This window comes from uncultured Sphingomonas sp. (genome assembly GCF_964237155.1).
Taxonomy (GTDB): domain Bacteria; phylum Pseudomonadota; class Alphaproteobacteria; order Sphingomonadales; family Sphingomonadaceae; genus Sphingomonas.
In genome coordinates this window covers 20,583-44,802 of record NZ_CAXSHH010000005.1, presented here as the reverse complement: position 1 = coordinate 44,802, position 24,220 = coordinate 20,583, and the positions used below count along the sequence as shown (strand labels likewise).

25 protein-coding genes, 1 tRNA gene and 1 pseudogene are annotated in these 24,220 nt (G+C 66.5%); 18 read left to right on the top strand and 9 right to left on the bottom strand.

What is annotated here, in order from left to right; all coding sequences use genetic code 11:
- The first annotated feature begins 8 nt into the window (after positions 1-8).
- The 6 genes and pseudogenes from ACFE71_RS02385 (at position 9) to ACFE71_RS02360 (ending at position 7,106) form a co-directional block, all read left to right on the top strand.
- Positions 9-1,469, top strand: coding sequence for a flavin-containing monooxygenase (locus ACFE71_RS02385; protein WP_375427239.1), 1,461 nt, complete (start codon positions 9-11; stop codon positions 1,467-1,469).
- Positions 1,469-2,620 carry an acetylornithine deacetylase gene (gene argE, locus ACFE71_RS02380; RefSeq protein WP_375427207.1) on the top strand — a complete coding sequence of 384 codons (1,152 nt, stop codon included), beginning with the start codon at positions 1,469-1,471 and terminating at the stop codon, positions 2,618-2,620. Before ACFE71_RS02385 ends, argE begins: the two co-directional genes overlap by 1 nt.
- A gap of 290 nt (positions 2,621-2,910) precedes the next feature.
- Positions 2,911-4,224 carry an EAL domain-containing protein gene (locus ACFE71_RS02375; RefSeq protein ID WP_375427206.1) on the top strand — a complete coding sequence of 438 codons (1,314 nt, stop codon included), beginning with the start codon at positions 2,911-2,913 and terminating at the stop codon, positions 4,222-4,224.
- Positions 4,225-4,358: 134 nt separating this feature from the next.
- Positions 4,359-4,781, top strand: a pseudogene (locus tag ACFE71_RS02370) (tetratricopeptide repeat protein); the annotation flags it as partial.
- 384 nt (positions 4,782-5,165) lie between these two features.
- Positions 5,166-6,650 (top strand): sensor histidine kinase, encoded by a 1,485-nt coding sequence (locus ACFE71_RS02365; protein ID WP_375427238.1) that lies wholly within the window; start codon positions 5,166-5,168, stop codon positions 6,648-6,650.
- A gap of 63 nt (positions 6,651-6,713) precedes the next feature.
- On the top strand, positions 6,714-7,106 hold the full coding sequence (locus tag ACFE71_RS02360; RefSeq protein ID WP_375427205.1) for a response regulator: 393 nt from the start codon (positions 6,714-6,716) through the stop codon (positions 7,104-7,106).
- Here ACFE71_RS02360 and ACFE71_RS02355 read toward each other — a convergent pair.
- A complete protein-coding gene (locus tag ACFE71_RS02355; protein WP_375427204.1) occupies positions 7,103-7,948 on the bottom strand; it encodes a class I SAM-dependent methyltransferase in 846 nt (281 codons plus the stop codon). The genes ACFE71_RS02360 and ACFE71_RS02355 overlap by 4 nt on opposite strands.
- Before the next feature lie 71 nt (positions 7,949-8,019).
- On the opposite strand from ACFE71_RS02355, the gene ACFE71_RS02350 reads away from it, so the two are divergent.
- From ACFE71_RS02350 to ACFE71_RS02330, 5 genes are all read left to right on the top strand, one after another.
- Positions 8,020-8,730: a ComF family protein gene (locus tag ACFE71_RS02350; RefSeq protein ID WP_375427203.1), complete on the top strand. Its 711-nt coding sequence runs from the start codon at positions 8,020-8,022 to the stop codon at positions 8,728-8,730.
- Positions 8,731-8,761: 31 nt separating this feature from the next.
- Complete coding sequence (gene grxC, locus ACFE71_RS02345) at positions 8,762-9,016, top strand: glutaredoxin 3 (RefSeq protein ID WP_375427202.1); 255 nt, start codon at positions 8,762-8,764, stop codon at positions 9,014-9,016.
- Positions 9,016-9,840, top strand: a complete 825-nt coding sequence (locus ACFE71_RS02340) for a carbon-nitrogen hydrolase family protein (RefSeq protein ID WP_375427201.1) — start codon at positions 9,016-9,018, stop codon at positions 9,838-9,840. Before grxC ends, ACFE71_RS02340 begins: the two co-directional genes overlap by 1 nt.
- Complete coding sequence (locus ACFE71_RS02335; RefSeq protein ID WP_375427200.1) at positions 9,837-10,265, top strand: DUF1178 family protein; 429 nt, start codon at positions 9,837-9,839, stop codon at positions 10,263-10,265. Before ACFE71_RS02340 ends, ACFE71_RS02335 begins: the two co-directional genes overlap by 4 nt.
- A 45-nt stretch (positions 10,266-10,310) precedes the next feature.
- A tRNA-Arg gene (locus ACFE71_RS02330) sits at positions 10,311-10,387 on the top strand.
- A gap of 35 nt (positions 10,388-10,422) precedes the next feature.
- Here the strand turns inward: ACFE71_RS02330 and ACFE71_RS02325 are convergent.
- The 3 genes from ACFE71_RS02325 to ACFE71_RS02315 all read right to left on the bottom strand — a co-directional run bounded on the left by ACFE71_RS02325 (position 10,423) and on the right by ACFE71_RS02315 (position 14,014).
- Positions 10,423-10,728: an SWIB/MDM2 domain-containing protein gene (locus ACFE71_RS02325; protein ID WP_375427199.1), complete on the bottom strand. Its 306-nt coding sequence runs from the start codon at positions 10,726-10,728 to the stop codon at positions 10,423-10,425.
- 45 nt (positions 10,729-10,773) lie between these two features.
- A complete protein-coding gene (locus ACFE71_RS02320; protein WP_375427198.1) occupies positions 10,774-10,980 on the bottom strand; it encodes a DUF2945 domain-containing protein in 207 nt (68 codons plus the stop codon).
- Positions 10,981-11,059: 79 nt separating this feature from the next.
- Positions 11,060-14,014: a TonB-dependent receptor gene (locus ACFE71_RS02315; RefSeq protein WP_375427237.1), complete on the bottom strand. Its 2,955-nt coding sequence runs from the start codon at positions 14,012-14,014 to the stop codon at positions 11,060-11,062.
- Positions 14,015-14,257: 243 nt separating this feature from the next.
- Between ACFE71_RS02315 and folE the strand changes: the two genes are divergently transcribed.
- The 4 genes from folE (at position 14,258) to ACFE71_RS02295 (ending at position 16,484) form a co-directional block, all read left to right on the top strand.
- Positions 14,258-14,842: a GTP cyclohydrolase I FolE gene (folE, locus tag ACFE71_RS02310; RefSeq protein WP_375427197.1), complete on the top strand. Its 585-nt coding sequence runs from the start codon at positions 14,258-14,260 to the stop codon at positions 14,840-14,842.
- 4 nt (positions 14,843-14,846) lie between these two features.
- Positions 14,847-15,605, top strand: a complete 759-nt coding sequence (locus tag ACFE71_RS02305; RefSeq protein WP_375427196.1) for an SDR family oxidoreductase — start codon at positions 14,847-14,849, stop codon at positions 15,603-15,605.
- Positions 15,598-16,005 (top strand): dihydroneopterin aldolase, encoded by a 408-nt coding sequence (locus ACFE71_RS02300; RefSeq protein ID WP_375427195.1) that lies wholly within the window; start codon positions 15,598-15,600, stop codon positions 16,003-16,005. The genes ACFE71_RS02305 and ACFE71_RS02300 overlap by 8 nt, the downstream gene beginning before the upstream one ends.
- Positions 16,006-16,082: 77 nt before the next feature.
- Entirely contained in the window at positions 16,083-16,484 is a 402-nt protein-coding gene (locus tag ACFE71_RS02295; protein ID WP_375427194.1) for a BLUF domain-containing protein, read from the top strand.
- A 9-nt stretch (positions 16,485-16,493) separates the two neighbouring features.
- Here the strand turns inward: ACFE71_RS02295 and ACFE71_RS02290 are convergent, their stop codons facing one another.
- The 5 genes from ACFE71_RS02290 to miaA form a co-directional block, all read right to left on the bottom strand.
- Positions 16,494-17,090: a YceI family protein gene (locus ACFE71_RS02290; RefSeq protein ID WP_375427193.1), complete on the bottom strand. Its 597-nt coding sequence runs from the start codon at positions 17,088-17,090 to the stop codon at positions 16,494-16,496.
- A 307-nt stretch (positions 17,091-17,397) separates the two neighbouring features.
- On the bottom strand, positions 17,398-18,447 hold the full coding sequence (gene ilvC, locus ACFE71_RS02285; protein WP_375427192.1) for a ketol-acid reductoisomerase: 1,050 nt from the start codon (positions 18,445-18,447) through the stop codon (positions 17,398-17,400).
- Positions 18,448-18,611: 164 nt separating this feature from the next.
- Positions 18,612-19,121 (bottom strand): acetolactate synthase small subunit, encoded by a 510-nt coding sequence (gene ilvN / locus ACFE71_RS02280; RefSeq protein WP_375427236.1) that lies wholly within the window; start codon positions 19,119-19,121, stop codon positions 18,612-18,614.
- Between the two features lie 5 nt (positions 19,122-19,126).
- Positions 19,127-20,884 (bottom strand): biosynthetic-type acetolactate synthase large subunit, encoded by a 1,758-nt coding sequence (ilvB, locus tag ACFE71_RS02275; protein ID WP_375427191.1) that lies wholly within the window; start codon positions 20,882-20,884, stop codon positions 19,127-19,129.
- Positions 20,885-20,948: 64 nt separating this feature from the next.
- Positions 20,949-21,887 carry a tRNA (adenosine(37)-N6)-dimethylallyltransferase MiaA gene (miaA, locus tag ACFE71_RS02270; protein ID WP_375427235.1) on the bottom strand — a complete coding sequence of 313 codons (939 nt, stop codon included), beginning with the start codon at positions 21,885-21,887 and terminating at the stop codon, positions 20,949-20,951.
- Here miaA and serB point away from each other — a divergent pair.
- The 3 genes from serB to ACFE71_RS02255 all read left to right on the top strand — a co-directional run bounded on the left by serB (position 21,886) and on the right by ACFE71_RS02255 (position 24,217).
- Positions 21,886-22,767 carry a phosphoserine phosphatase SerB gene (gene serB / locus ACFE71_RS02265; RefSeq protein WP_375427190.1) on the top strand — a complete coding sequence of 294 codons (882 nt, stop codon included), beginning with the start codon at positions 21,886-21,888 and terminating at the stop codon, positions 22,765-22,767. The genes miaA and serB overlap by 2 nt on opposite strands.
- Before the next feature lie 212 nt (positions 22,768-22,979).
- Positions 22,980-23,684 (top strand): AAA family ATPase, encoded by a 705-nt coding sequence (locus tag ACFE71_RS02260; protein WP_375427189.1) that lies wholly within the window; start codon positions 22,980-22,982, stop codon positions 23,682-23,684.
- Between the two features lie 5 nt (positions 23,685-23,689).
- A complete protein-coding gene (locus tag ACFE71_RS02255) occupies positions 23,690-24,217 on the top strand; it encodes a hypothetical protein (protein ID WP_375427188.1) in 528 nt (175 codons plus the stop codon).
- Positions 24,218-24,220: the final 3 nt, after the last annotated feature.

The window sequence follows — 24,220 nt, the reverse complement described above, 5'->3', positions numbered from 1 at the left end:
ATTTCGATATGGTGATCGTCGGCGCGGGGATCTCCGGCGTCGGGATGGCGTACCATCTGCGCAAGCGCTGCCCGGAGCGGACCTATGTCGTGCTGGAGGGGCGGGAGCGGACCGGGGGCACCTGGGACCTGTTCCGCTATCCGGGCATCCGTTCCGATTCGGACATGCACACGCTCGGTTTCTCGTTCCAGCCCTGGAACGAGGCCAAGGCGATCGCGGATGGGTCGAGCATCCGGTCCTATGTCGAGGACACCGCGCGCGAGCATGGGATCGTCGACCATATCCGCTTCCGCACGCGCGTCGTGCGGGCCTCCTGGTCCACCGTCGACGCGCTCTGGATGGTGGAGGCGACGGGGCCGGGGGGCGAAGCGGTCGCCTACACGTGCAACTTCCTGTCGATGTGCTCGGGCTATTATAACTACGCCAAAGGCTACACGCCCGATTTTCCGGGGGTCGGCGCGTTCGAGGGGCAGGTCGTCCACCCGCAATCCTGGCCGGAGGACCTCGACTATGTAGGCAAGCGTGTCGTCGTGATCGGCAGCGGCGCGACGGCGGTGACGCTGGTGCCCGAACTCGCCAAGCGGGCGGCGCATGTCGTCATGCTCCAGCGGTCGCCGACCTACGTGGTGTCGCGGTCCGCCGAGGACGCGGTCGCCAACTGGCTCCGCCGCCGGCTGCCGCGGAAGCTCGCCTATGGGACGACGCGGTGGAAGAACGTGCTGTTCGGGATGTATTTCTTCCGGATGGCGCGGCGCAAGCCCGCCAAGATCAAGGATCATCTGCTCGGCATGGTGCGCGAGCATTTGGGGCCGGATTATGACATCGCGACGCACTTCACGCCGCGCTATAATCCGTGGGACCAGCGGCTTTGCCTGGTGCCCGACGCGGACCTGTTCGGCGCGATCAAGGACGGGCGCGCATCGGTCGCGACCGACACGATCGAGCGTTTCACCGCGACCGGGATCAAGCTCGACTCGGGGAAGGAGCTGGAGGCCGATATCGTCGTCACCGCGACGGGGCTCGAGCTGCAGCTGCTGAGCGGGATTGAGTTCCGGATCGACGGGGAGGCGAGGAACCTGGCGAACACGCTCAACTACAAGGGGATGATGTTCTCCGACGTGCCGAACCTGGCATATTTCTTCGGCTACACCAACGCGTCCTGGACCTTGAAGGCGGACCTGACCGCGACGTATGTATGCCGGCTGCTGAACACGATGCGGAAGCGCGGGGTCGGCCAAGCGACGCCGCGCAACGACGATCCCAGCGTGACGGAGCATCCGTTCCTCGATTTCACCTCGGGCTACGTCCAACGCGCGCTGGAGCATCTGCCCAAGCAGGGGAGCAGGAAACCGTGGCGCGTGAACCAGAACTACGCGCTCGACATCATGGCGCTGAAGTTCGGGTCGGTGGACGAGGCGATGGAGTTCTCCAATCCGGTGGGCCGGGTCCGGGAGCGTGAGGCGGCCTGATGGACGACGCCGTCGCGATCCTGGCGGAGCTGGTCGCGTTCGATACGACTTCGCGCGAGTCGAACCTGCAACTTATCGGCTATGTCGAGGAGCGGCTGGCGCGACTCGGCGTGTCTTCGACGCGGGTGGCGAGTCCTGACCGGCGCAAGGCGAACCTGTATGCGACGCTGGGACCCATGGTCGCGGGCGGGGTGGTGCTGTCCGGGCATACGGACGTGGTGCCGGTCGATGGGCAGCCCTGGACGAGTGATCCTTGGACGCTGACGCGGCGCGGCGATCGGCTGTATGGGCGCGGCGCTTGCGACATGAAGGGGTTCCTGGCGCTGGCGCTCGCCGCCGCGCCGGAGGCGGCGTCGGGACGTCTCGCGCGGCCGGTCCATCTCGCCTTTTCATACGACGAGGAGGTGGGATGCCTGGGCGCGCCCGCGATGATCGCCGAGTTGGCGCGGCACCTGCCGGAGCCCGCGGCGGTCATCGTCGGCGAGCCGACGGGGATGGAGGTGGTCGGCGGGCATAAGGGGATCACCAGCTACGAGATCGTGGTGCGCGGGCACGAGGCGCATTCGTCGCTGACGCATCTGGGCGTGTCGGCGAACATGGAAGCGGTCGGGCTGATGCGCGAGCTGACCAAGCTCGCGGCGCGGCTGGAGGGGGAGGGCGATCCCGAGTCGCCGTTTCATCCGCCGCATGCGACGCTGACGATCGGGCAGATCGCGGGCGGGACGGCGGTTAACATCCTGGCGCGGGAGTGCCGATTCGTTTTCGACCTGCGGTGCCCGCCGGGTCAGGACGCGGACGCGATCATCGCGCCGTTTCTGTCGCGGTGCGCGGCGGTGGACCGATCGTTGGGCGCGCGATTCGCGGAGGCGGGGGTAACGGCGACCCGCCGTTCATCGACGCCGTCCTTCGCGGCGGAGGCGGACGGGCCGGCCGAGCGGCTTGCGCGGGGACTGGCGGGGGATAACGGCCCGCGGCGCGCGGTCGTCTATGCGGCGGAGGCGGGGCAGTTCCAGGAGGCCGGATTCGCGGCGGTAATTTGCGGCCCGGGATCGATCGAGCAGGCGCACCAGCCGGACGAGTATATCGAGATCGCGCAGATGGAGCGCGGGGCGGCGTTCATGCGCCGCATGCTGGACGCGCTGGCGACGTAGTGATGTTGCCGGGTAGTATCGGCCCGAAACATTATACAGCGCCCGGTAAAACCTGACGACATGTCGCGTTCGGGCCGAAATATTGATCAGCAGGGACGGATGTGGCCGCCCCAAATCAGCGACAAGATCAATGCCACCATGTTTTTTCTCCCTTGTTCGCATCTGCGTTGGATGCATAACTTTCCTAACAAAACCTGAAGAAAGTTACAACTACACTCTTGTGACGTTAACTACGAAAGCGAAAGCTTGATTTAAGAGTATGTTCGTATCCCCACCCTAGATCCGGCGTCATGAGCGACCCCACGCTTCCCCATGTCCGGCGAGAGATCGACCGATCCGCCCGGCCGATCGGCCGCATCGGCCCGCCGCGTTGGCGAATGCTGGCGCAGTTGCGCATCGCCAATTTCTCGCTGCTCCGCCGCCACGTCGGACGGGCCAGGGCGGACCGGCTGACGGACGATCTGGCACCGCTGATTAGATCGTTGGTTCCAGACGTACGCGTCGTCGCGATCGCGCGCGACCTTGTCGAGATCGCTTTAGAGACGGACGCGCACGAGCTGATCGAAAAGACGCTTGCGCAGCTTGGTACACACTTTGCGTCGCCGATCGAGATTGACGGCGAGTCCCATGACTTGGACATATTGTTCGGTGCGGCGGTGGCGGACGGGTCGCCCGTGGACGATGTCCGCATGGTCGAGCAAGCCGAGCAGGCGCTGCGGCAGGCCGACGGCGACCGGCGCGCGGTGGTTTGCCATGTCGACGATGCCGCGAACGCGGTCGATCGCATCGCGCTGGCTCGCGATCTCGACCGGGCGATCGTCCAGGATGAGCTGTTCCTGCAGTATCAGCCCAAGATGCATGTGCGGCGGCAGGAGATCACGAGCGTCGAGGCGCTGGTTCGCTGGCAGCATCCGATCCATGGCTTGGTGCTGCCCGGCGAGTTCATCGCGTTGGCGGAGCAGACGCGGGCGATCACCGCATTGACACTATGGACGATCCGGCAGGCGCTCACCGATCAAGCGATTCTGACGCGGGAAGGGCATCCCCTACGTGTCTACGTCAACATCTCAGGATTTGTGCTGAGCGACGCGCGATTCGTCGCGGAGGCTTGCGCACTGTTGGCGGGTCAGGCCGGTCGGATCGGGTTCGAGGTGACCGAGACATCGGTGATCCGCGATCCGGAGATCGCGATCGCCAATCTCGAGAGTTTCGCGGCCGTCGGCGTCGAGATCGCGATCGACGATTATGGCGCCGGGCTGTCCTCGCTTGCCTACCTGAAGCGGTTGCCTGCGCGCGAACTGAAGATCGACAAACTGTTCGTGACCCAGCTCTCGAACTCCAACCGCGATCCGCTCATCGTTCGTTCGACAATCGATCTTGCGCATGCACTGGAGATGGAAGTCGTTGCCGAGGGAGTCGAGACGCAGGCCGCGCTGGCGTTATTGTCCGTTATGGGATGCGATATGATCCAAGGCTTCCTCATTTGTCGCCCGATCGGATTAAACGCGCTGATCGCGTTTCTTGAGAATGGGAGCCATTCACAGGCAATTGAGAACAGCAGAGCAACATTTAATAGGCTGGCTGCGACCTGGAAATATGGTTGACCGTGAACCGGTCCGGTACCTTCCTCAGGACTATCTACATCTTGATCGCTTTTAGTACACTAATTGCGGCGAGACTACCAAAAAGAGATATCGCAACTTTTCGAGAAATTGAAGTAGCTGAGATTTGGTCACTTATGATGGCTCAACCTCGAATAGCACTAGCTAAAGCCCTAGAGGCAGAAAAAGAAGCAAGTCTAATTGTTCTCCAGCATGAAAGAAAGACCGCGATCGCAACTGCTCTGCTGCTTCAAGGTGAAGCATTGTTACGACTTGGCGATAATAAAAAGGCAGCAGTTGTTGTAGATCAAGCATATACAAAAGCCTTAGAGGCAAAGAACAGAGCCAGTCTTCTTGCTGACATTTTGTTACTGCGGGGCGGAATCAATGGAGAAGGAGGCGATCCGACGTCGGCCCTTCAGGACTATCAAAAAGCTGTGCAGATATTTCAAATACTAAAAGATAAACGAAATGAGGCAATCGGATTGATAGATATATCAATACTATATACATACGCGAAAGACCATCAAGCGGCAATTCGTTATCTTAAGCAAGCTGTGGATACATATAATAAGGATTCTAGAGTTTTATTATCAATTCATAATAACCTTGGTATTGAGCTTGCGGCTTTAAATAGAAACGAGGAAGCCCTGAGACAATTCTCAAGTGCTCTTACGCTTGCGAGAAGTATGAAGAGCTCGCTTTCAGAGTCTCAGATATTGCGTAATAAAGTGTACGCGCATCTTGCCGATCACAATTTGATTGCAGCTGCGAATGCAATGCCTGAGGCGCTTGCGGCTGCAAATCGCGTAGGTGGACAAGAGGAGCCAGCGACAAGGAGCGCCGCCGCGCAGCTTGCGCTTCAGCGCGGGCAAATGGCGGAGGCACGTGCATTAATCGAGCAAAGTTTCGCTGGCGTTGACCTGACCAAATCGTCGATGCCGATGCGCGAAGGGCATCTGACCGCGTATCGCGTCTACCGCGCGGTCGGGAACACTAAGGCGGCACTCGGACATCTGGAAGCGTTGAAGCGGCTCGACGACGAATCGACTAAGCTTGCGACGCAGACAAGCACCGCGTTGATGGGGGCGCGGTTCGATTTCGCGAATCAGGAACTCCGCATCGCGCGGCTCAAGGCGGAGGAGCTGCGGCGGAGCGTCGCGTTCGAGCAGGACAAGGCACGCACGGAGCGGATGATCTTCGCGGGCGCGGCGGCGGCGGCGGCGATCGTATTGGGGTTGCTGCTGCTCGGACTGTTCACCATCCGTCGCAGCCGCGACGCGGTCCGCGTGGCCAATGGCGACCTGGAGGCCACCAACGGCGCGCTCGGCAAGGCGTTGGCGGCCAGGACCGAGTTCCTGGCGACGACCAGCCACGAGATCAGGACGCCGCTTAACAGCATCCTGGGCATGACGGAGGTGATGCTGACCGACGACGCGTTGCCCGATGCCGCGCGCGACCGCATCCGCCTGGTCCATGGGGCGGGCGAGACCATGCGCGCGCTGGTCGACGACATCCTCGACGCCGCGAAGATCGAGACGGGCCGTTTGTCGCTCGAATCGGAGCCGTTCGATCTGGCGGGCGTACTGCACGATGCCGCGCTGCTGTGGGAGGATCAGGTGCGCGCCAAGGGCGTGGCGTTTGCGGTCGATATCGACCTGCCGCCGGCGCGCGTGCTGGGCGACGCCGCGCGGGTGCGGCAGGTGGTGTGTAATCTACTGTCAAATGCCGCCAAGTTCACCGAAGCGGGCGCGATCGGGCTTAGCGCGATTCGGTGCGGCGACGCGGTCGCTATTTCCGTGCGCGACAGCGGGATGGGCATCGCGCCGGACAAGCTGGAGCTGATCTTCGAGTCCTTCTCCCAGGCCGACGCCAGCACGACGCGGCGGTTCGGCGGGACGGGCCTGGGCCTGTCGATCAGCCGCGACCTGGCGCGGGCGATGGGTGGCGACCTGGTCGTCGCCAGCGCCCAGGGGCAGGGATCGATCTTCACGTTCGATCTGCCCGTCACCGACCACATCGAGCATGTTCCCGCAGCCGACACGGCAAGCGGAAGCGACGTCCTGGTGATCGTCGACTGCAATCCGATCATGCGCGCGATGTTCGGCAGCCTGCTGGCGCCGCGCGTCGGGCAAGTCGTGCTCGTCGGATCGACGACCGACGCGATCGCGGCGATTGAGGCGCATGCGCCGCGCGCGGTGCTGGTCGACGACGCCGCGCTCGGCGACGGAGCCGACCGGATGGCGGCCGCGGCGGACAGGTGCGGGGCACGCGTGACGGTGCTGCGTAGGCCGGGCGACTCGGCGGAACTTCCGTCGTCGTTCCGAGTAATCGCCAAGCCGATCGCCGGGTCCGAGCTGATCCTCCTGATGTTTCCGGCGCCGGACCATGAGCATCATGCGCTCCCGCTTGTATCTCGGGCGGCTTGAGGCGATAACCTTAATGATGACCTGCATCACACATTTTGGTAACTTACGGCGTGGAACCATGCGGTGAAGGTCCTCTTCATCGAGGACGACCGTATGAACCGTCGCGTCGTCAAGGACATGCTCGACGTGGCGGGCGCGGAGATGGTTGAGGCCGAAACCGCGGAACAGGGACTTATGCTCCTCGACGAGCGGCAGTTCGACATCCTGCTCGTCGACCTGCGAATGCCGGGCATGGACGGCATGACGGCCATTGGGCACATTCGCGGGCGGAACGACGACAACGCGCGCGCGCCGATCATCGTGGTGACCGCCGACATGGCGGACGATCTGCGCGAGCGGTGTCTGGATGCGGGTGCCGACGAGGTGTTGTTCAAGCCGGTGGCGATGGAGCCGTTATTTACCGCGATGGGGCGCGTCCTCGCCGCCCGCGCAGGCGCGGGCGGGTTGATCGTCTAGTCGGGCTTCGCGAACCGTTCGAGGGCGGTCGCGAGCGACATGCGCCCGCTGCCGCGTGCAGCGGGCCTGGGCTGCGTCGGCGAGGGCGACCAGGCGGTGAGGAAAATCAGATCGAACCGCTCGGCGGTGCGGCCGTCGGGACCGGCGGCCTTGGTGAAGGCGGCGGCGGCGCGCGCGACCTCGCCGCGCGTCATCGGCGTGCGGCCGGTCAAGAGGTTGGAAGCGCCCATGCCGCGCAGATCCTCGAACAGGCGGCCGACGCCTGCATAGCGGACGGTGAGCGTCTCGACGTCGGCGACGGGCAGCGTCAATCCGGCGCGCGCGAGTAGATCGCCCGCCGAACGGAGGTCGATCGCGGGATGGAGTCGGGCGGCCGGACGATCCGCCTGCGCCGAGCGGAGCGCGGCGCGCAGCTTGGGAAGGCTCGATCCGCCAATGAACGCCCCCAGGAACAGGCCGTCGGGGCGGAGCACGCGGCGGATTAGCGTGAGGGCACCCGGTAGGTCGTTGATCTGGTCGAGAACGCCTGCGCTGACGACCAGATCGAAGCTTTCGTCGGAGAAGGGCAGGCGATCCTCGTCCGCCTGGACGCCGCCGGCCGCGCGGGCAAAGGCGGCCCCGGCGTCGCAGCGTGCGATCCTGGCGCCAGGGCGCGGGACGAAACCCGCATCGAAGCAACCGAGATCGAGGATGTCGGTGAATTCGCGCGAGACGCCGGCGAGGCGTTCGGCCAGGCCATCGACCATCGCCTCGCGCAGGAAGGCGTGGTCGGGATAGCCCCCCACGATACGGTCGCGGCGACGGCGTCGCGCGGCGCGGTCAAAGATTTCGGGAACGGTCACCACGCCGGCTTGTGCCCGCGAGGCGGCCGACCGACAAGGGGTGTGTGGCCGGACCGTTTCGATCGTTGAACATGCTCGGCCGGCTGGCGTTGCCGCCGCGTTGTCCGGGATGCGGGACAATCGTGGAGGACGATCACCGGTTCTGCGGGACGTGCTGGGGCGGGATGCGGTTCCTCGGGAGGCCCTCGTGCGCGGGGTGCCGCGCGCCGTTCGAGTATGACAGGGGCGCCGACGCGCGGTGCGCCGCCTGCCTCGCCGATCCGCCGCGCCATGCGGGCGTGTTCGCGGCTGTCGCCTATGACGAGCTGTCGCGGCGGTTGGCGTTGAACCTGAAATACGGGCGGCGGGTCGGGATCGGCGAGACGATGGCGCGGTATATGGGGCGGGTCGTGCCGGACGACGTCGATCTGCTCGTGCCGGTGCCGCTCCACCGCTGGCGGTTGTGGTCGCGCGGCTTCAACCAGTCGGTCGTGATCGGCGCGGCGCTCGCGCGGGTGAGGGCCCTGCCGCTCGATGCGCACGCGCTGGTGCGGACACGGGCGACGCCCTCGATGCGCGGGCGGGGACAAGCGGCGCGGGCCAGGGCGGTGCGCGGGGCGTTCGCGGCTCCCGATCGCGCGCGGGTCGCGGGGCGTCGGGTCGGGTTGGTCGACGATATTCATACGACCGGGGCGACGGCGCAGGCGGCGACGGCCGCGCTGCTGCGGGCCGGAGCGGCGTCGGTGAGCATCCTGTGCTGGGCGCGCGTGCTGGGCGACGAGGACTGGAACGTGGCCGATTGACAACCGGGAGGAAGGCCCACATTTCAACCGCATGGCTCATATCGAGATCTACACCAAGGCGTTCTGCCCCTATTGCACGCGCGCGATGCGGCTGCTCGCGTCGAAGGGCGTCGAGCCCGAGGAGTACGACATCACCATGGGCGGCCCGCGCCGCGCCGAGATGATCGAGCGCGCGGGCGGGGGCATGACGGTGCCGCAAGTCTTCATCGACGGGCGGCATGTCGGCGGATCGGACGATCTCGCCGCGCTCGACCGCAAGGGCGGGCTCGACCCCCTACTCGGCTGATGCGCCTCGCGCTGCTGCAGATGACGGGCGGGATCGACCCCGCCGACAATGCGCGCGTGCTGATCGATGCGGTCGGTGAAGCGCGGACGTCCAGTGCGTCCATGCTGTTCACGCCCGAGATGTCCGGACTGCTCGACCGCGACCGGGAGCGGGCGGCGCGGGCGATCGCTTCCGAGGCGGAGGACGCCGTGCTGGCGGCGGTGCGGGAGGCTGCGGCGACGCAGCGCGTCTGGGTCCATCTGGGTTCGCTGGCGGTCCGGCGAGAGGACGGCCGGCTCGCCAATCGCGGGTTCGTCATCGACGACCGGGGAGTTGTCCGCGCGCGGTACGACAAGCTGCATCTGTTCGACGTCGACCTGCCGACCGGCGAGCGGTGGCGCGAGTCGGCGGCCTATGCGCCAGGCGAGGAGGCGGTCGCGGTCGAGACGCCGGCCGGATTGCTGGGGCTATCCATCTGTTACGATCTGCGTTTTCCCGCGCTGTATCAGGCGTTGAGCGGCGCGGGGGCGACGCTGCTCGCGATCCCGTCGGCCTTCACGCGCCCCACGGGCGAGGCGCACTGGCACCTGCTGATGCGCGCGCGGGCGGTCGAATGCGCCGCATTCGTGATCGCAGCCGCGCAGACGGGCGTCCATGCGGACGGGCGCGAGACATTCGGGCGTTCGCTCGTCGTGGACCCCTGGGGCGAGGTGCTGCTCGACATGGGCGATGCGCCGGGGCTCGGCGTGGTCGATATCGATCCGGATCGGGTGGCGGAAATACGCGGGCGATTGCCCGTCAACGAACACCGGCGCTTGATCCCGTCGGTCGGGATCGCCTCGTGATCGTGTTCGACCTGCGATGCGGTGGCGATCACGTGTTCGAAGCGTGGTTCGCGTCGGGTGAGGCCTATGCCGTGCAGTCGAAGGCCGGGCAGGTCCGTTGCCCGTTATGCGACAGCGCGGAGGTGACGAAGGCCGCGATGGCGCCGAATGTCGGCGCGAAGAGCAATCGCGCGGCGGACCCGACTCGGACCGGCCCCAAGGACGTATTGCGCGCGCTCGCGGCCGCTCAGGCCAGGATGCTCGAGAAGTCCGAATGGGTCGGCCGATCCTTCGCGACCCGCGCGCGTGCGATGCGTGCGGGCGAAGAGGATCATGTCACGATCCACGGTCACGCGACGGTCGCGGAGGCAAGGTCGCTGGCCGACGACGGTGTGCCGATCGCGCCTTTACCGCTGCCGGTGCCGCCGCCCGAGACGCTCAACTGATTGACCGGTCCACGCCGCAGGCTTAACGATGGTGGGTGCTTCAGTGCCCCCGTAGCTCAGCCGGATAGAGCGACGGTTTCCTAAACCGCAGGTCGGAGGTTCGAGTCCTCTCGGGGGCACCAGTAGCGCTTACGCGACCGGCGCCCCGCATCAGAATTCAAGCCGCCTTGAGGTGCGCCGAGATGTGCTTGTTCATCTCGAACATCGTGCATTTATCCTTGCCGAAGATCACCTTCAGCTTATCGTCGGCCAGGATCTCGCGCTTGTCCTCCGGGTTCTGGAGGTCATGCTTCTTGATGTATTCCCACACCTTGCTGATCACCTCGCTACGCGGCAGCGCGTCGTCGCCGACGATCTCGCCCAGCTCCTTCGAGGGCTGCACCGGCGCGTGGATGCCGGTGCCTGCCTTGGTCTGCTTGACGGCCGCTTTCTTCGCACCCGATTCCTGCTTGGCGGTGACCATGATCGTTCCTCCCTTTTAAGCGCCGCCTGGTGACGGCCGATTACGTTACGCCTTCTTGAGCGCGTCGGGCTTGTGCGCCGCTTCGCCGCCCTTGTCACTCTTGACGAGATATTGCGGCTCGTCCTTCGATGCGCGTACCTGGTGGCTCTTGATCTTAGTGTCGCTCGTCAGCTTTTTCTCGACCTCGCCATGCGCGGTGCCGCCGTGCGAACTCCATTCGACCTTGTCGCCCTTGTTCAGTTCCTTGCTCATTCCAGCCTCCTGATCGCCGGAACCAATCGCGTGAACCCGGGGATAGGTTGCACCAGCGCAACCTCCATGGATCGGACGGTCAGAACTTGAAGCCCGCGGCGACCCCGTAACGGCGCGGCTCCAGCGTGAAGATGTTGGTGAATAGTCCGCTCGCGGCGTCGGTCACTTGCTGCCCGGTGATCGAGCTGTCGTTTGTGACATTCTGGACGAAGCCGCGCAGGAAGAAGCGATCCTCGGGCGCGGTCAACTGGATTTGAGCGTTGACCTGCACATAGCCCTCCACCCGGTCGATCGGCAAATTGAAGATGTTGGACGTGAATTCCGCCGTATAGGCGAGGTCGACCCGCGGAACGAGACGGTAGCCGCCGCTCAGATCGGCGGTGTATTGAGCCCCGGCCGAAAATTTGTACACCGGTGCCTGGGGTATCTCGTTGCCCCGGATGTTGACCAGCACGCCCCCGCTATCGACGGTTATCCCTCCGAGCGCCGCCGCCGCTGGTGTCGCGGATTGCGCGGTCAGCACCGAGCAAAGGCTGAACGCTCCGTTCGCCGTCAGACCCGAGTCGGCCGGAAAGGCCGTCGGTGGGCGCAACCCGAGCGCCGCGTTGACCGCCCCGACGAAGCCGTTGGCCGCCGCGGCACTGCCCGTGTTGGATCGGACGGCGCAATTCGCGCCGTTGGTGATGTCCTTGATGATCACCGCGTCCGCCCGGCCGCCCGACGGATCGCGCGGATTGGCCAGCAGCTTGTTCGACGTGACCTTGGTATGAAGGTAGCTCGCGCCCAAATTGACTTGAAAGTTGCGAGCAGGACGTATTACCGCCTCCGCTTCGACGCCGTAAATGTCCGCGTCGATGTTATCGTTGACCGAGGTGCGGGCGACGAGACGGCTAAGTTGCAAGGCCTTATACTGATAGTAGAAGGCGGTAAGGTTGAGCGTCAGCGCGCCGAAGGTGTTCTTGGATCCGATCTCGAAAGCGTTGATGAACTCGGGCTCAAAATTCTCGGCCACCTCGAAAACCGGCGATAACGGCGGATTGATACCGCCCGATTTGTAGCCTCGCGAGTATGACGCATATAGCAGATTGTCGGGCGTCACCTGATAGTCGATGACGGCGCGGCCCGTGAACTCGCTGAAGGTCGTCCGTCGGTCTTGGAAGATCTGGTTGCCGAGCGTGCCGGGATCGGCGTCGAAGCCCGTCGCGACATAGGGCGAGTCGAAGGCGTCGGCGGCGCCGTGCGGGACCAGGAAGCTCGCGATCGTGTTCCGCGCGCGAACCGTCTTCTGGTCGTGATTGTACCGGAGCCCGAGCGTCACTTTCAGCTCGTCATTGAACCTGAGGTAGCCCTCGCCGAAGATCCCATAGGAACTTAAACGGAATAAGTCGTTGTTGCTGTGGCTGAAGGGCGAGCCGAGATACGCAGGTGGCAATCCGGCCCCCAACGCGGTGAACGCGCCCAGGATGCCCGACAGGTAATCGATGCCGAACGTATTGACGTAATAGTCCCCGTCGCGAACCGTGTTCTGGGCGTAGATGCCGCCCAGCAGGAAGTCGAACGATCCGTCGAAGTCGCTCGTTACGATGCCCTCGACCGAAAACGCCTCGTTCTTCTGCGACGAGCGATCGAATTGCAGGGGTGTGTCGGCGCAGACGCTATGGCCGCCATAGACGCCCGTGTTCGTGCGCTCCGGCTCCGACGTGCAGAGCACGCCGGCGGGACCGTTCGGAATGAGCGCGTTGGCCACCGGCCGGAAGTAGGCGGCCGGCAGTCCGGGGATGAGGCCGGCCGCGGCGGCGGCAAGCGTATCGAGGGCGGGCTGGATCAGCGCGCGGTTCTGGATCGCGCCGAAATAGTTCTGTCGCGCGTCGACCGTGACGTTCTGGTAGGTGCCCGACAGCGACAGGTCGAATTTGCCGATCCGTTGGCGCAACTTGACCTGCGCCTGATATTCCTCGGCGAAATAGGTGGGATCAAAGTCGGTGTTCACGACGCGGACGTCGGCGGGATTGACGTAACCGGATAGAAGGTTGGGCCCGTACAGGCTGGTCAGCGCGAAGGCTTCCGGAATGCCCTGAATGCGGAAGAACTCCCGGCTGTTCAGGCCGCCGGTGAAGTTGCCGTTACCGTTGGTGACGCCGAAGTCGAGCCGTCCCGACAGGCAGGCCATGACGCCTGTGGGATCGCTTTGGCACAGATGTTTCTGGATGCGGGTACGGTCGTCCTTTTCGCGGAAGTACGAGCCGATCAAGTCGATGGTGGTGTCAGCGCTGGGCTCGAAGCGGAGCGTGCCACGTAGGTTATATAGCTTGCGCCCGTCGATGCGGCTGTCGTTGAATTGGTTGAACGTGTAACCGTCGCGGTTGAGATAATAGCCTGCCAGACGAACGCCGATCGTGTCGCCGATCGGCACGTTTATCATGCCGCGGAGCTTGTACGAGTCGAAATTGCCGTACTCGGCCTCGCCGGACGCCGCGAAGCGGGTGAGGTCGGGCTTGGCGGTGACCAGGTTGACGACGCCGGCCGTCGCGTTGCGGCCGAATAGCGTCCCTTGCGGACCGCGCAGCACCTCGATCCGCTCGATATCGAAATATTCGGTCTCGAATATGCGCGTGTTGAACAGGGGCTCGTCATTAAGGTGGATCGCCGTCGCCTGGTCGCAGGCAAAGCCGGTGCACAGGTCGCCGATGCCGCGGATCGTGAAGCTGGACGAGGTGAAATTGGTCTTGGTGAATTGGACGTTGGGAAGCGTCAGCTGCAGGTCGTTGGCGTTGTTGATCTGTTGCGCCGCGAGTGCCGCTCCCGAAAAGGCCGACACCGCGATCGGCACGTCCTGCAGCCGTTGGGATTGGCGTTGGGCGGTGACGATGACGTCTCCGGCGGCTCCGGCGCTGGGACCGGTCGGTAGCTGCGTTGTCTCGTCCGCAGTCGTCGCCTGTCCAACGGCTTCCGCCGACTCGACCGTTTGACCGGATGCGGGCGAGGCGGCGGCCATCGCCAGCACCGACGCGGCGAGCAGGTGCGAAGTCTTGATCACTGGCATCCCCTCCTGAGACGGCACCCGATCTGTTGTCGGTTACGCCTGTTCGTGTTCTCGGTATGGAAGGTAGCGTCCTGAAAGAGCGCGCGTCAACGTATTCGGGTATGGCCCGGTGAACGGGTGCGGGCATTGTTGCCGTAATGAAACAGTTGCATTCCCGGACCGAATGCGATGTCGAACGGGCTGGGAGGGAAACGGGCGATGGTCGGGGGTGAAAAAGATGCGGCGGAAAAGGATATGACCGGCCTGGAACCGACGCCGATCGTGCCGGCGGAGGTGATGGACGCGATCCGCACGCTGATCCGGTGGACGGGCGACGATCCGGACCGGGAGGGCCTGCTGGACACGCCGCGTCGCGTGGCCAAGGCGTGGACGGAATATTGCGCGGGGTACGGCGACGACCCGGCTTTCCATCTCGCGCGCGTGTTCGAGGAGGTGGGCGGCTATGACGAGATCGTGCTGCTGCGCGACATCCCGTTCCAGTCGCATTGCGAGCATCATATGGCACCGATCATCGGGCGGGCGCATATCGCGTACCTGCCGCGCGACCATGTGGTCGGCATCTCGAAGCTCGCGCGCGTGCTTCACGGTTATGCCCGGCGGTTGCAGGTGCAGGAGCGGCTGACGGCGGAGGTCGCCGATTGCATCTGGGACAATCTAAGACCGCTCGGCGTCGCCGTCGTGATCGAGGCGAGTCACGCCTGCATGACCGCGCGCGGGGTGCGGACGCCGGGGGTGACCATGACGACCAGCCGGATGATGGGCGTGTTCAAGGAGGATATGCGATCGCGGCGCGAGGTCCTGGCGTTGATGGGCTGCTGACCGGGTGGATGCGCGAGCCGTCCTGGTCACCGGTGGCGCCAAGCGGCTGGGCGCGCGGATCGCGCGGCGCCTGGCCGCGGGCGGCTGGCGGGTCGTGGTCCATCATCACCGATCGGGCGACGAGGCCCATGCGATGGCGGCCGAGTTGGGCGGCGTCTCGGTCGCGGCCGACCTAGCCGACGACGAGGCGGTGGGCGGCGTGATCGAAGACGCGCGCCAGGCGGTCGGAGGGGCGATCCACGCGCTCGTCAACAGCGCGTCGTTGTTCGAATACGACCGGCCGCCGGACGTGTCGGGCGAGATGCTGGGTCGACTCGCCCGGGTGAACTACGCCGCGCCGGTGCGGCTCGCCTGCGAACTGGCCGGGCAGGCGGATCTGGGCGAAGGGGCGGTGGTGAACCTGCTCGACCAGAAGGTCGCCAACCTCAATCCCGACTTCTTCTCCTACACCAGCGGCAAGTTGGCGCTGGAGGGAGCGACGCGAATGCTGGCGCAGGCGCTCGGGCCCGCCGTGCGCGTGAACGCGGTGTCGCCGGGACTGACGCTGCCGAGCGGCGACCAGAGCGCGGGCGAGTTCGCGGCGGCATCGGTCAAGAACCTGCTGCGCCGGCCGGTCGGCGCGGGCGCAGTCGCCGACGCGGTCGCCTTCCTGCTGGAGGCGCGCGGGGTGACGGGGCAGAACCTGTTCGTGGATTGCGGGCAGCGCTTCCTACCGCGCGGGGGCGACGTGATGTTCGAGGATCGGGAAAAGGTCGGTGGTTGAGGTTCGCTACGTCACGCTGCTCGACGGGCTGGAGGTGCCGATCCGGCTGGGGATCCATCCGCATGAACTGGCGGGGCCGCAGCGGGTGCGGCTGTCGGTGTGGATGACGGTGGCCTACCCGCGGGCCGTGGCGAACGACCGGATCGAGGAGGTGCTCGATTATGATTTCGTGCGCGAAGGCGTGCATGCGATGGCGCGGACCCGCGTCTTCGCGCTGCAGGAGACGCTGTGCGACGCGGTCGCCGCCCTATGCCTGAGCGACGGGCGGGTGGTCGAGGTGAAGGTGCGATCGACCAAGCCGGACGTGTATCCGGACGCGAGCGTCGGGTGCGAGGTGACGCGCCTTGGAGACGACCGACCGCGCTCGGCGCCAGGCGGGGCTGTCGAGCGGGAACCTTGATCGAGATCATTCGACGTTTTACGCGTTTTTCAGGATTGGCGGGGCATTGAGCGGCGGTACGGAACGGAAGACCCGCCATGCTTCAACTCGTCTATATCAGCACCGCACGCGGCCCCGTTACGGCGTCGGACCTACAGCGGATCCTGGGAGCGTCCAGGCGCAATAACGGGCGGGACGGGATATCGGGCCTGTTGTTCTTCGACGGGGTGCGATTCTTGCAGGCGCTCGAGGGCGAGGAAGCGGCGGTGACGACCGCGTTCGAGCGCATCCATGCCGATCCGCGGCATTCGGGCATCGTCGTGCTCTCGCGACGCGAAGTGGCGACGCGCGAGTTCGGGCGATGGGCGATGGCGAGCCGCACCGCGCTGGAAGGGGAGAGCGCGATGCTGGAGCGCGTGGCCGCGTTGGTGGCCGACGCGTCGCCGATGGTGCAGGCCACCTTCACCAGCTTCGCCGAGGTCCGGCGGAAGGCGGCTTAGGCCGCCCCGTCACACGGCCTCGAACGCGGCGTTGATCTGGAGGTCGACCCGGTCGGACACGGCGGGCGCGGCCATGCCGAGGCCGAAGTCGCTGCGGTTGATAGTCCCCGTGGCCCGGAAGCCGACATTGGTCTTCTTGCTGCGCGGGTTCACGCCCGCGCCGACGAAGCTGGCGGCGAGCGTTACGGGCTTGGTGATCCCCTTGATCGTCAGGTCGCCGGTGATCGTGCCACCGCCCCCGCGCAACGCGACGGTCCGCGACACGAAACGCGCGGTCGGATGCTTGGCGGTGTCGAAGAAGTCGGGGCTTTTCAGGTGGCCGGCGAAGGCGGCGCTGGTGACGGAGAGCTGGTCGGTCGCGAAGGTCACGTCGATACGGGTCGCGGCGGGGCGCGCGGGGTCGATCACCGCGCTGCCGCCCGACGCGCCGAACTGGCCCTGGAGCATCGAGAAGCCGAGATGGTTCACCGACCACGTCACCTGCGTGTGCGCGGTGTCGACGGCGTAAGTACCCGCGGTGACGAGGCGCGGGTCGGCGCGGCCGGGCACCTGCGCGATGGCCGGGACGGCGAGAAGGAATGCGAGGACGGGAACGAGACGGCGCATGGGATGATCTCCGAGTCGGACGGCTGTCGGTTAGGCCGAAGGTAACGAAGGTAACGCGTATTCGGTGTTTTTCACGACGAGCCGATCGCGATCGAGGGTCGAACGGTTAAGCGAGTCATAGGGCCCGGCGGACATCGCGACACGTTGCACGAGCCGAGGGTTGTAGGACAGGGCGAATCGGGAAACATTTTGTTGCTCTCCCTCACCTCGTCATTCCAGCGAAGACTGGGATCTTTCGCCGGGGTGGGCTCCCTCCAAACAGCGAGATCCCAGCCTTCGCCGGGGTGACGTTCAAGGGGCAAGCGCGCTAATTCCGCTCGCGGTCGACAAGTTTGTTCGCGCCGATCCAAGGCATCATCGCGCGGAGTTCGGCGCCGACCTTCTCGATCGGGTGCGCCGCCGCCTGCTTGCGCGCGGCCTTGAGTTCGGGGCTGCCGGCGCGGGTGTCGTTCACGAACTTGGAGACGAAACGACCGCCCTGGATGTCGGCCAGAACACGCTTCATCTCGCGCTTGGTCTCGTCGGTGATGATGCGCGGGCCTGTCGTGATGTCGCCGTACTCGGCGGTGTTCGAGATCGAATAGCGCATGTTGGCGATCCCGCCCTCATAGAGGAGGTCGACGATCAGCTTCACCTCATGGAGGCATTCGAAATAGGCCATTTCCGGCGCGTAGCCCGCCTCGGTCAGCGTCTCGAAGCCGGCCTGAATCAGATGGGTGAGGCCGCCGCACAGCACCGCCTGCTCGCCGAACAGGTCGGTCTCGCATTCCTCGCGGAAGGTCGTCTCGATAATGCCCGAGCGGCCGCCGCCGATCGCCGACGCATAGGCGATCGCCAGCGCCTGGGCGTAGCCGTTGCCGCGCCCGCCGCCCGAGCCCTCCCCCGACCCTTCCTGGGCGACCGCGATCAGGCACGGGACGCCGCGACCGGCGGCGTATTCGGCGCGGACGGTGTGGCCGGGGCCCTTGGGTGCGATCATGATGACGTCAAGGTCGGGGCGCGGTTCGATCAGGCCGAAATGGATGTTAAGGCCGTGCGCGAAGGCGAGCGCCGCGCCGGGCTTCATGGCGGCGGCGAGGTCGTCGGCGTAGATCGCGGCTTGGTGCTCGTCGGGGGCCAGGATCATGACGATGTCGGCCCAGGCGGCGGCCTCCGCGTTAGTCATGACGGTGAAGCCCGCTCCTTCCGCCTTGGCGGCGGTGGCGGAGCCGGGGCGGAGCGCGACCGCGACCTCGCCGACGCCCGAGTCGCGTAGGTTCTGGGCGTGAGCGTGACCCTGGGAGCCGTAGCCGACGACGGCAATCTTCTTGGCGGCCAGCAGGCTTCGGTCGGCGTCCTGGTCGTGATATACGCGCATTAGTGTTCTTCCTTTTACCCCTCTCCCTCGGGGAGAGGATACGAAGACTTGGCGGCGTGCCGCCTAGTCGGAGTTGGTGAGGGTGATCGGGGCCGAAAGGGCATCACCCTCACCCTCCCACCGCTTCGCGGCGGGCCCCTCCCTCTCCCGGTGGGAGAGGGGTGTTAGACGGCTTCCCGTCCCCGTGCGATGGCGGCGATGCCGGTCCGGGCGATCTCGACCAGGCCGATCTCGCCCATAAGCGCGACGAAACTGTCGATCTTGTCGCGGCCGCCCGTCAGCTCGAAGATGAAGGACGAGGTGGTCGCGTCGACGACGCGCGCGCGGTAGACCTCGCCTAGGCGGAGCGCCTCGATCCGGTGCTCGCCGACGCCCGCCACCTTCACCAGCGCGAGTTCGCGTTCGACGTGCGGACCGAGCGTGGTCAGGTCGGTGACGGAATGGACGGGAACGAGGCGGTCGAGCTGCGCCAGGATCTGCTCCATCGTCGTCGCGCTCGCGGCGGTGACGATCGTGATGCGGCTGACCGCATGGTCGGCGGAAACGTCGGAGACAGTGAGCGACTCGATGTTGTAGCCGCGCGCGGTGAACAGCCCGGCGATGCGGGCGAGGATGCCGGGTTCGTTGTCGACGAGGATGGATAGGGTGTGGCGTTCGGCCACCTCCGTACGCATCAACACTAGACCAGTGCTCGCGCTTCGTCGGTCATCTCGCCGGAGACCTCGTTCGCCCACAGGATCATCTCGTCGTGCGCCGCGCCCGAGGGGATCATGGGGAAGCAGTTGGCGAGCTTGGAGACGCGGCAGTCGACCATGACGGGACCGTCATGGTCCAGCATCGCGGTGATCCCGTCCTCGAGGTCTGCGCGATGCTCGATGCGGATGCCTTTCCAGCCATACGCTTCGGCGAGCCTGACGAAGTCGGGAAGGCTGTCGCTGTAGCTCTCGGCGTAGCGGGATCCGTAATTGAGCTCCTGCCACTGGCGGACCATGCCCATATATTCGTTGTTGAGGATGAACACCTTGACGGGCAGGCGGTACTGCGTCGCGGTCGCCAGTTCCTGGATGTTCATCTGGATCGACGCCTCGCCCGCTATGTCGATGACGAGCGCGCCCCGGTCGCCGAGCTGCGCGCCGATCGCGGCCGGGAGGCCGTAGCCCATCGTGCCGAGCCCGCCCGAGGTCAGCCACTTGTTGGGAAGCTCGAAGCCGAAATGCTGGGCGGCCCACATCTGGTGCTGGCCGACCTCGGTGGTGATGATCGGCTGGCGATGCGCGGTGGCCGCGTGGAGCGCCTGGACGGCGCGCTGCGGCATAATCGCGTCCCCCGTCTCGTCGAAATCCAGGCAGTTGCCCGCGCGCCAGCCGGCGATGCGCCGCCACCAGTCGGACAGCTCGGGCTTGGGCGTCTGCCGCGACTTCCAGAGATGGACCATGTCCTCGAGCACGTGGCCCGCGTCGCCGATGACGGCCAGGTCGACGCGGACGTTCTTGTTCACGCTCGACCGGTCGATGTCGATGTGGATCTTGCGGCTGGTCGGGCTGAAGGCGTCGAGGCGGCCGGTGACGCGGTCGTCGAAGCGGCTGCCGACCGCGACGAGCAGATCGGCCTTGTTCATCGCCATGTTCGCCTCGACGGTCCCGTGCATGCCGAGCATGCCGAGCCAAGCGTCGTGGCTGGCCGGGAACGCACCCAGGCCCATCAGCGTCGAGGTGACGGGCGCGCCCGACAGGCGCTGGAGCTCGCGCAGGAGTTGCGATGCGCCGGGGCCGGCGTTGATGACGCCGCCGCCGGTATAGAATACCGGGCGCTCGGCCGCCGCGAGCATCTCGACCGCGGCCTCGACATCGGCGCGAGGGGCCTTCAACTGCGGGCGGTAGGTCTTGTGGCGGATCGGACCAGGCCTGGTGTAGCGCGCGGTCGCGACCTGGACGTCCTTGGGGATGTCGATGACGACGGGGCCGGGGCGGCCGGTGGTGGCGATGTGGAACGCCTCGTGGATGACGTCGCCCAGGCGCGCGGGATCCTTCACCAGGTAGTTGTGCTTGGTGCAGTGACGGGTGATGCCGACCGTGTCCGCCTCCTGGAAGGCGTCGGTGCCGATCAGCGAGGTGGGCACCTGGCCGGTGACGACGACCATCGGGATCGAATCCATCAGCGCGTCGGTGATGCCCGTGACCGCGTTGGTCGCGCCGGGGCCGCTGGTCACGAGCACGACGCCGGGCTTGCCGGTCGAGCGGGCATAGCCCTCGGCGGCATGGGTCGCGGCCTGTTCGTGGCGGACGAGGATGTGGCGGATCCGGCCGCCGGCGGCGTTGTGATGGAACAGCGCGTCGTAGATCGGCAGCACCGCGCCGCCGGGATAGCCGAAGATGAACTCGACCCCGAGGTCGGCCAGCGCCTGGACCAGGATGTCGGCTCCGCTACGTTCGGTCATGGTCGCATATCCGTCGATCCTGAAGAACCATACATATGTGAGCGCGCCTAAATGTAACAACTATTCACGTCAACCCGGTTTCACGCAACTTTGTTATAAGATGCTTGGAAGCCTCGCCAGCGTCGGCGAGGCGCGTCCAATTGGCGGGCGACTGGTTGCGGAACCAGGTGCCCTGGCGCTTGGCGTAACGGCGTGTGTCCAGTTGGGCACGGGCAAGTGCTTCGGCCCGGGTACAAGCGCCTGAGACATGGGCGGAAACAGGCGAGACACCGATCGCGCGCAGGATCGGGCGGTCGGCGGGAAGCGCGCGCGCGCGCAGGGCCTCCACCTCCTCGACCGCGCCCGTGTCGAACATGATGGCCAGGCGGGCGTCGGCGGCGATGGCGAGCGCGTCGCGGTCGGGAAGAATGACGCAACCCACCACGTGGTACGCGTCGGCGATCCCGCCCCGGCGCTCGGCCTGCCATGCGGCGAGCGGACGGCCGGTGGCGCGGACGACCTCCAGCGCGCGGGCGACGCGGGTGGTGTCGGCGGGAGCAAGGCGGGCGGCGGCTTCCGGATCGGCTTGGGCGAGGAGCCGATACGCGTCCGCGACGGGCAACGATCGGACTTCGGCGCGGATGCCCGGGTCGATCGCGGGGACGGGGGCGATGCCGTCCAACAGCGTCCGCAGATATAGGCCGGTGCCGCCGACAAGGATGGGGAGCGCGCCCGTCGCGGTCGCCTGCGCCACGGCGGCGCGCGCGTCGGCGGCCCAGCGCGCGGCGGAGCAGGCCTCCGCGCCGTCCAGATACCCGAACAACCGGTGTGGGGCGCGCGCCTCGTCCTGGGGCGAGGGGCGGGCGGAGAGGATGCGGAGGTCGCGGTAGACCTGGGCGGAATCGGCGTTGATCACGACCCCGCCGGTCGCCTCGGCGAGCGCGACGGCGGCGGTGGACTTGCCGCTCGCCGTCGGGCCTGCGATCACGACGATCGGCGGCAGTCGGGGGAAAGGACGATCAATGTTCACGGCGACGCTGATAGCAGCCGACCGGCTGGCGGCGGGCGATATTTCGGCGGGGCTCGATCGGCTGCGCGCGGCGGCGTGCGCGCCCTCTGCCGGAAGCTGGATCGAGGAGGGGGTCGCGGTGGACCTGTTCTTCGAAACAGCCCCGGACGCGGCGCGGGCGGCGCTGGAGGCGGCGTTCGCGCGAGTGGACGTGGTGGTGCAGCCGGTCGCGACACGGACGAAGCGCGTGCTCGTCGCCGACATGGACTCGACGATGATCACCGTCGAATGCATTGACGAACTGGCCGACTATGCCGGGATCAAGCCCGAGATCGCCGCGATCACGGAAGCGGCGATGCGCGGCGAGCTGGATTTCGAGGCGGCGCTGGACGCGCGCGTGGCGCTGCTGGCGGGGTTGGGTGAGGATGTGATCGAGCGGTGCCTGGCGGAGCGGGTGCGGATCACGCCGGGCGCGGAGGTGCTGGTGCGAACGATGCGCGCGCGGGGCGCGACATGCGTGCTGGTGTCGGGCGGCTTCACGCGCTTCGCCGACCCGGTGGCGGCGGCGATCGGCTTCACCCGCGCGGTCGCGAACGTGTTGGAGGTGGCCGACGGGCGGCTGACGGGGCGCGTGGCGCGGCCGATCGTCGGCGCAGCGACCAAGGAGCGCGAGCTTCGCCGAGCGGCGACGGCGGCGGGCGTGGGCATGGATGCGTGCCTGGCCGTCGGCGACGGCGCGAACGACCTGCCGATGATCCGGGCGGCGGGGTTGGGCGTGGCGTACCGCGCCAAGCCGGTGGTCGCGGCGGCGGCGGGGGCCAGGATCGAACATGCCGACCTGAGCGCGCTGCTGTATGCGCAAGGCTTGGCGCAGGCGGCGTGGGTGTCGGGCTAAGGCTCTGTGGTCCGCTGAGATGCGCCTATCAGGCGGCGAGTTTCCGCGTCGATGCCCGCCGGAACCCGATCGCGGATGGTGTCCGACCATCACGCGGCGGTGAAGCCCCGTCCGGCGGTCGCGGTCCGAACGCTCCGTATCGCCGGCCTTCACCCTTTCTTATCGACCGGCGTGGCAGGCCGTGTCTCGAACCGGGGGAGTTAGGAGGAACCATGCGCGTTCTCGCGATGGCGTCGCAAAAAGGCGGTTCGGGCAAGACGACCTTGTCCGGGCACTTGGCCGTGCAGGCGCAACTGGCGGGCCACGGCCCCGTCGTCCTGATCGACATCGACCCGCAAGGAAGCCTGGCCGACTGGTGGAACGAGCGCGAGGCGGAGCTGCCCGCCTTCGCGCAGACCACGGTGGCAAGGCTGGCGGCCGACCTGGAGTCGCTGCGCCAGCAGGGCTTCAAGCTGGCGATGATCGACACGCCGCCCGCCATCACCATGGCGATCCAGAGCGTGATCCAGGTCGCCGAGCTGATCGTGGTGCCGACGCGCCCCAGCCCGCACGATCTGCGCGCGGTGGGCGCGACGGTCGATCTGTGCGACCGAGCGGGCAAGCCGCTGGTCTTCGTGGTGAACGCCGCGACCCCCAAGGCGCGGATCACGTCGGAGGCTGCAGTGGCGCTGTCCCAGCACGGGACGGTCGCGCCGATCACGGTCCATCAACGCACCGATTTCGCCGCGTCGATGATCGACGGGCGCACCGTGATGGAGACCGATCCCAAGGGCAAGTCGGCCGCCGAGGTCGCCGCGCTGTGGAACTATGTCGCCGACAGGCTGGAAAAGAATTTCCGCCGCACGGTGTTCGCGGTGCCGACGGCCGTCTCGCCGCGTCCGGGCGCGGGCGGGTTCGGCCGGCGGGTGGCGGGGTGAGCGCGATGTTCGGCGTCAAACCGCTGGCGAGCCTGTCGTCGCAGCTGCTCGCGCGCAAGGGCCAGGCCTCGCCTGCCATGCGGCGGCAGGGTTATGGCGGTTTTTCGGCGGGTGGGGTGACCGCCGACGATCTCGGCTGGAATGACATGGGGCACCCGTCCGAGCCCGAGCCGCCCAAGCCCGCGCCCGCGCCCGTGCCCATGCCGCCGGTGCTGGCGATGCGCGGGGCGTTGGCCGAGAGGATCGAGGCGGTCGAAGCGGAGCCGGTCGCGCGGGCTGAGGGCCCCAAGCCGATCTCGCTGGCGACCGCGACGCGGATCGGCCGCGACTCGGCCAAGCAGACCAAGGCGGGCAAGGCCGCGTTCACGCTGCGGCTGGACGCCGACCGCCATTTGCGGCTGCGCATCGCCAGCGCGATCGGCAACCGGTCGGCGCAGGCGATCGTCGCCGAGGCGCTCGACCGGCTGATCGACGCCAGCCCGGAGGTGGACACGCTGATCGCGCAGCTGCCCGCTCCCAAAACCCGGAAGTGATCG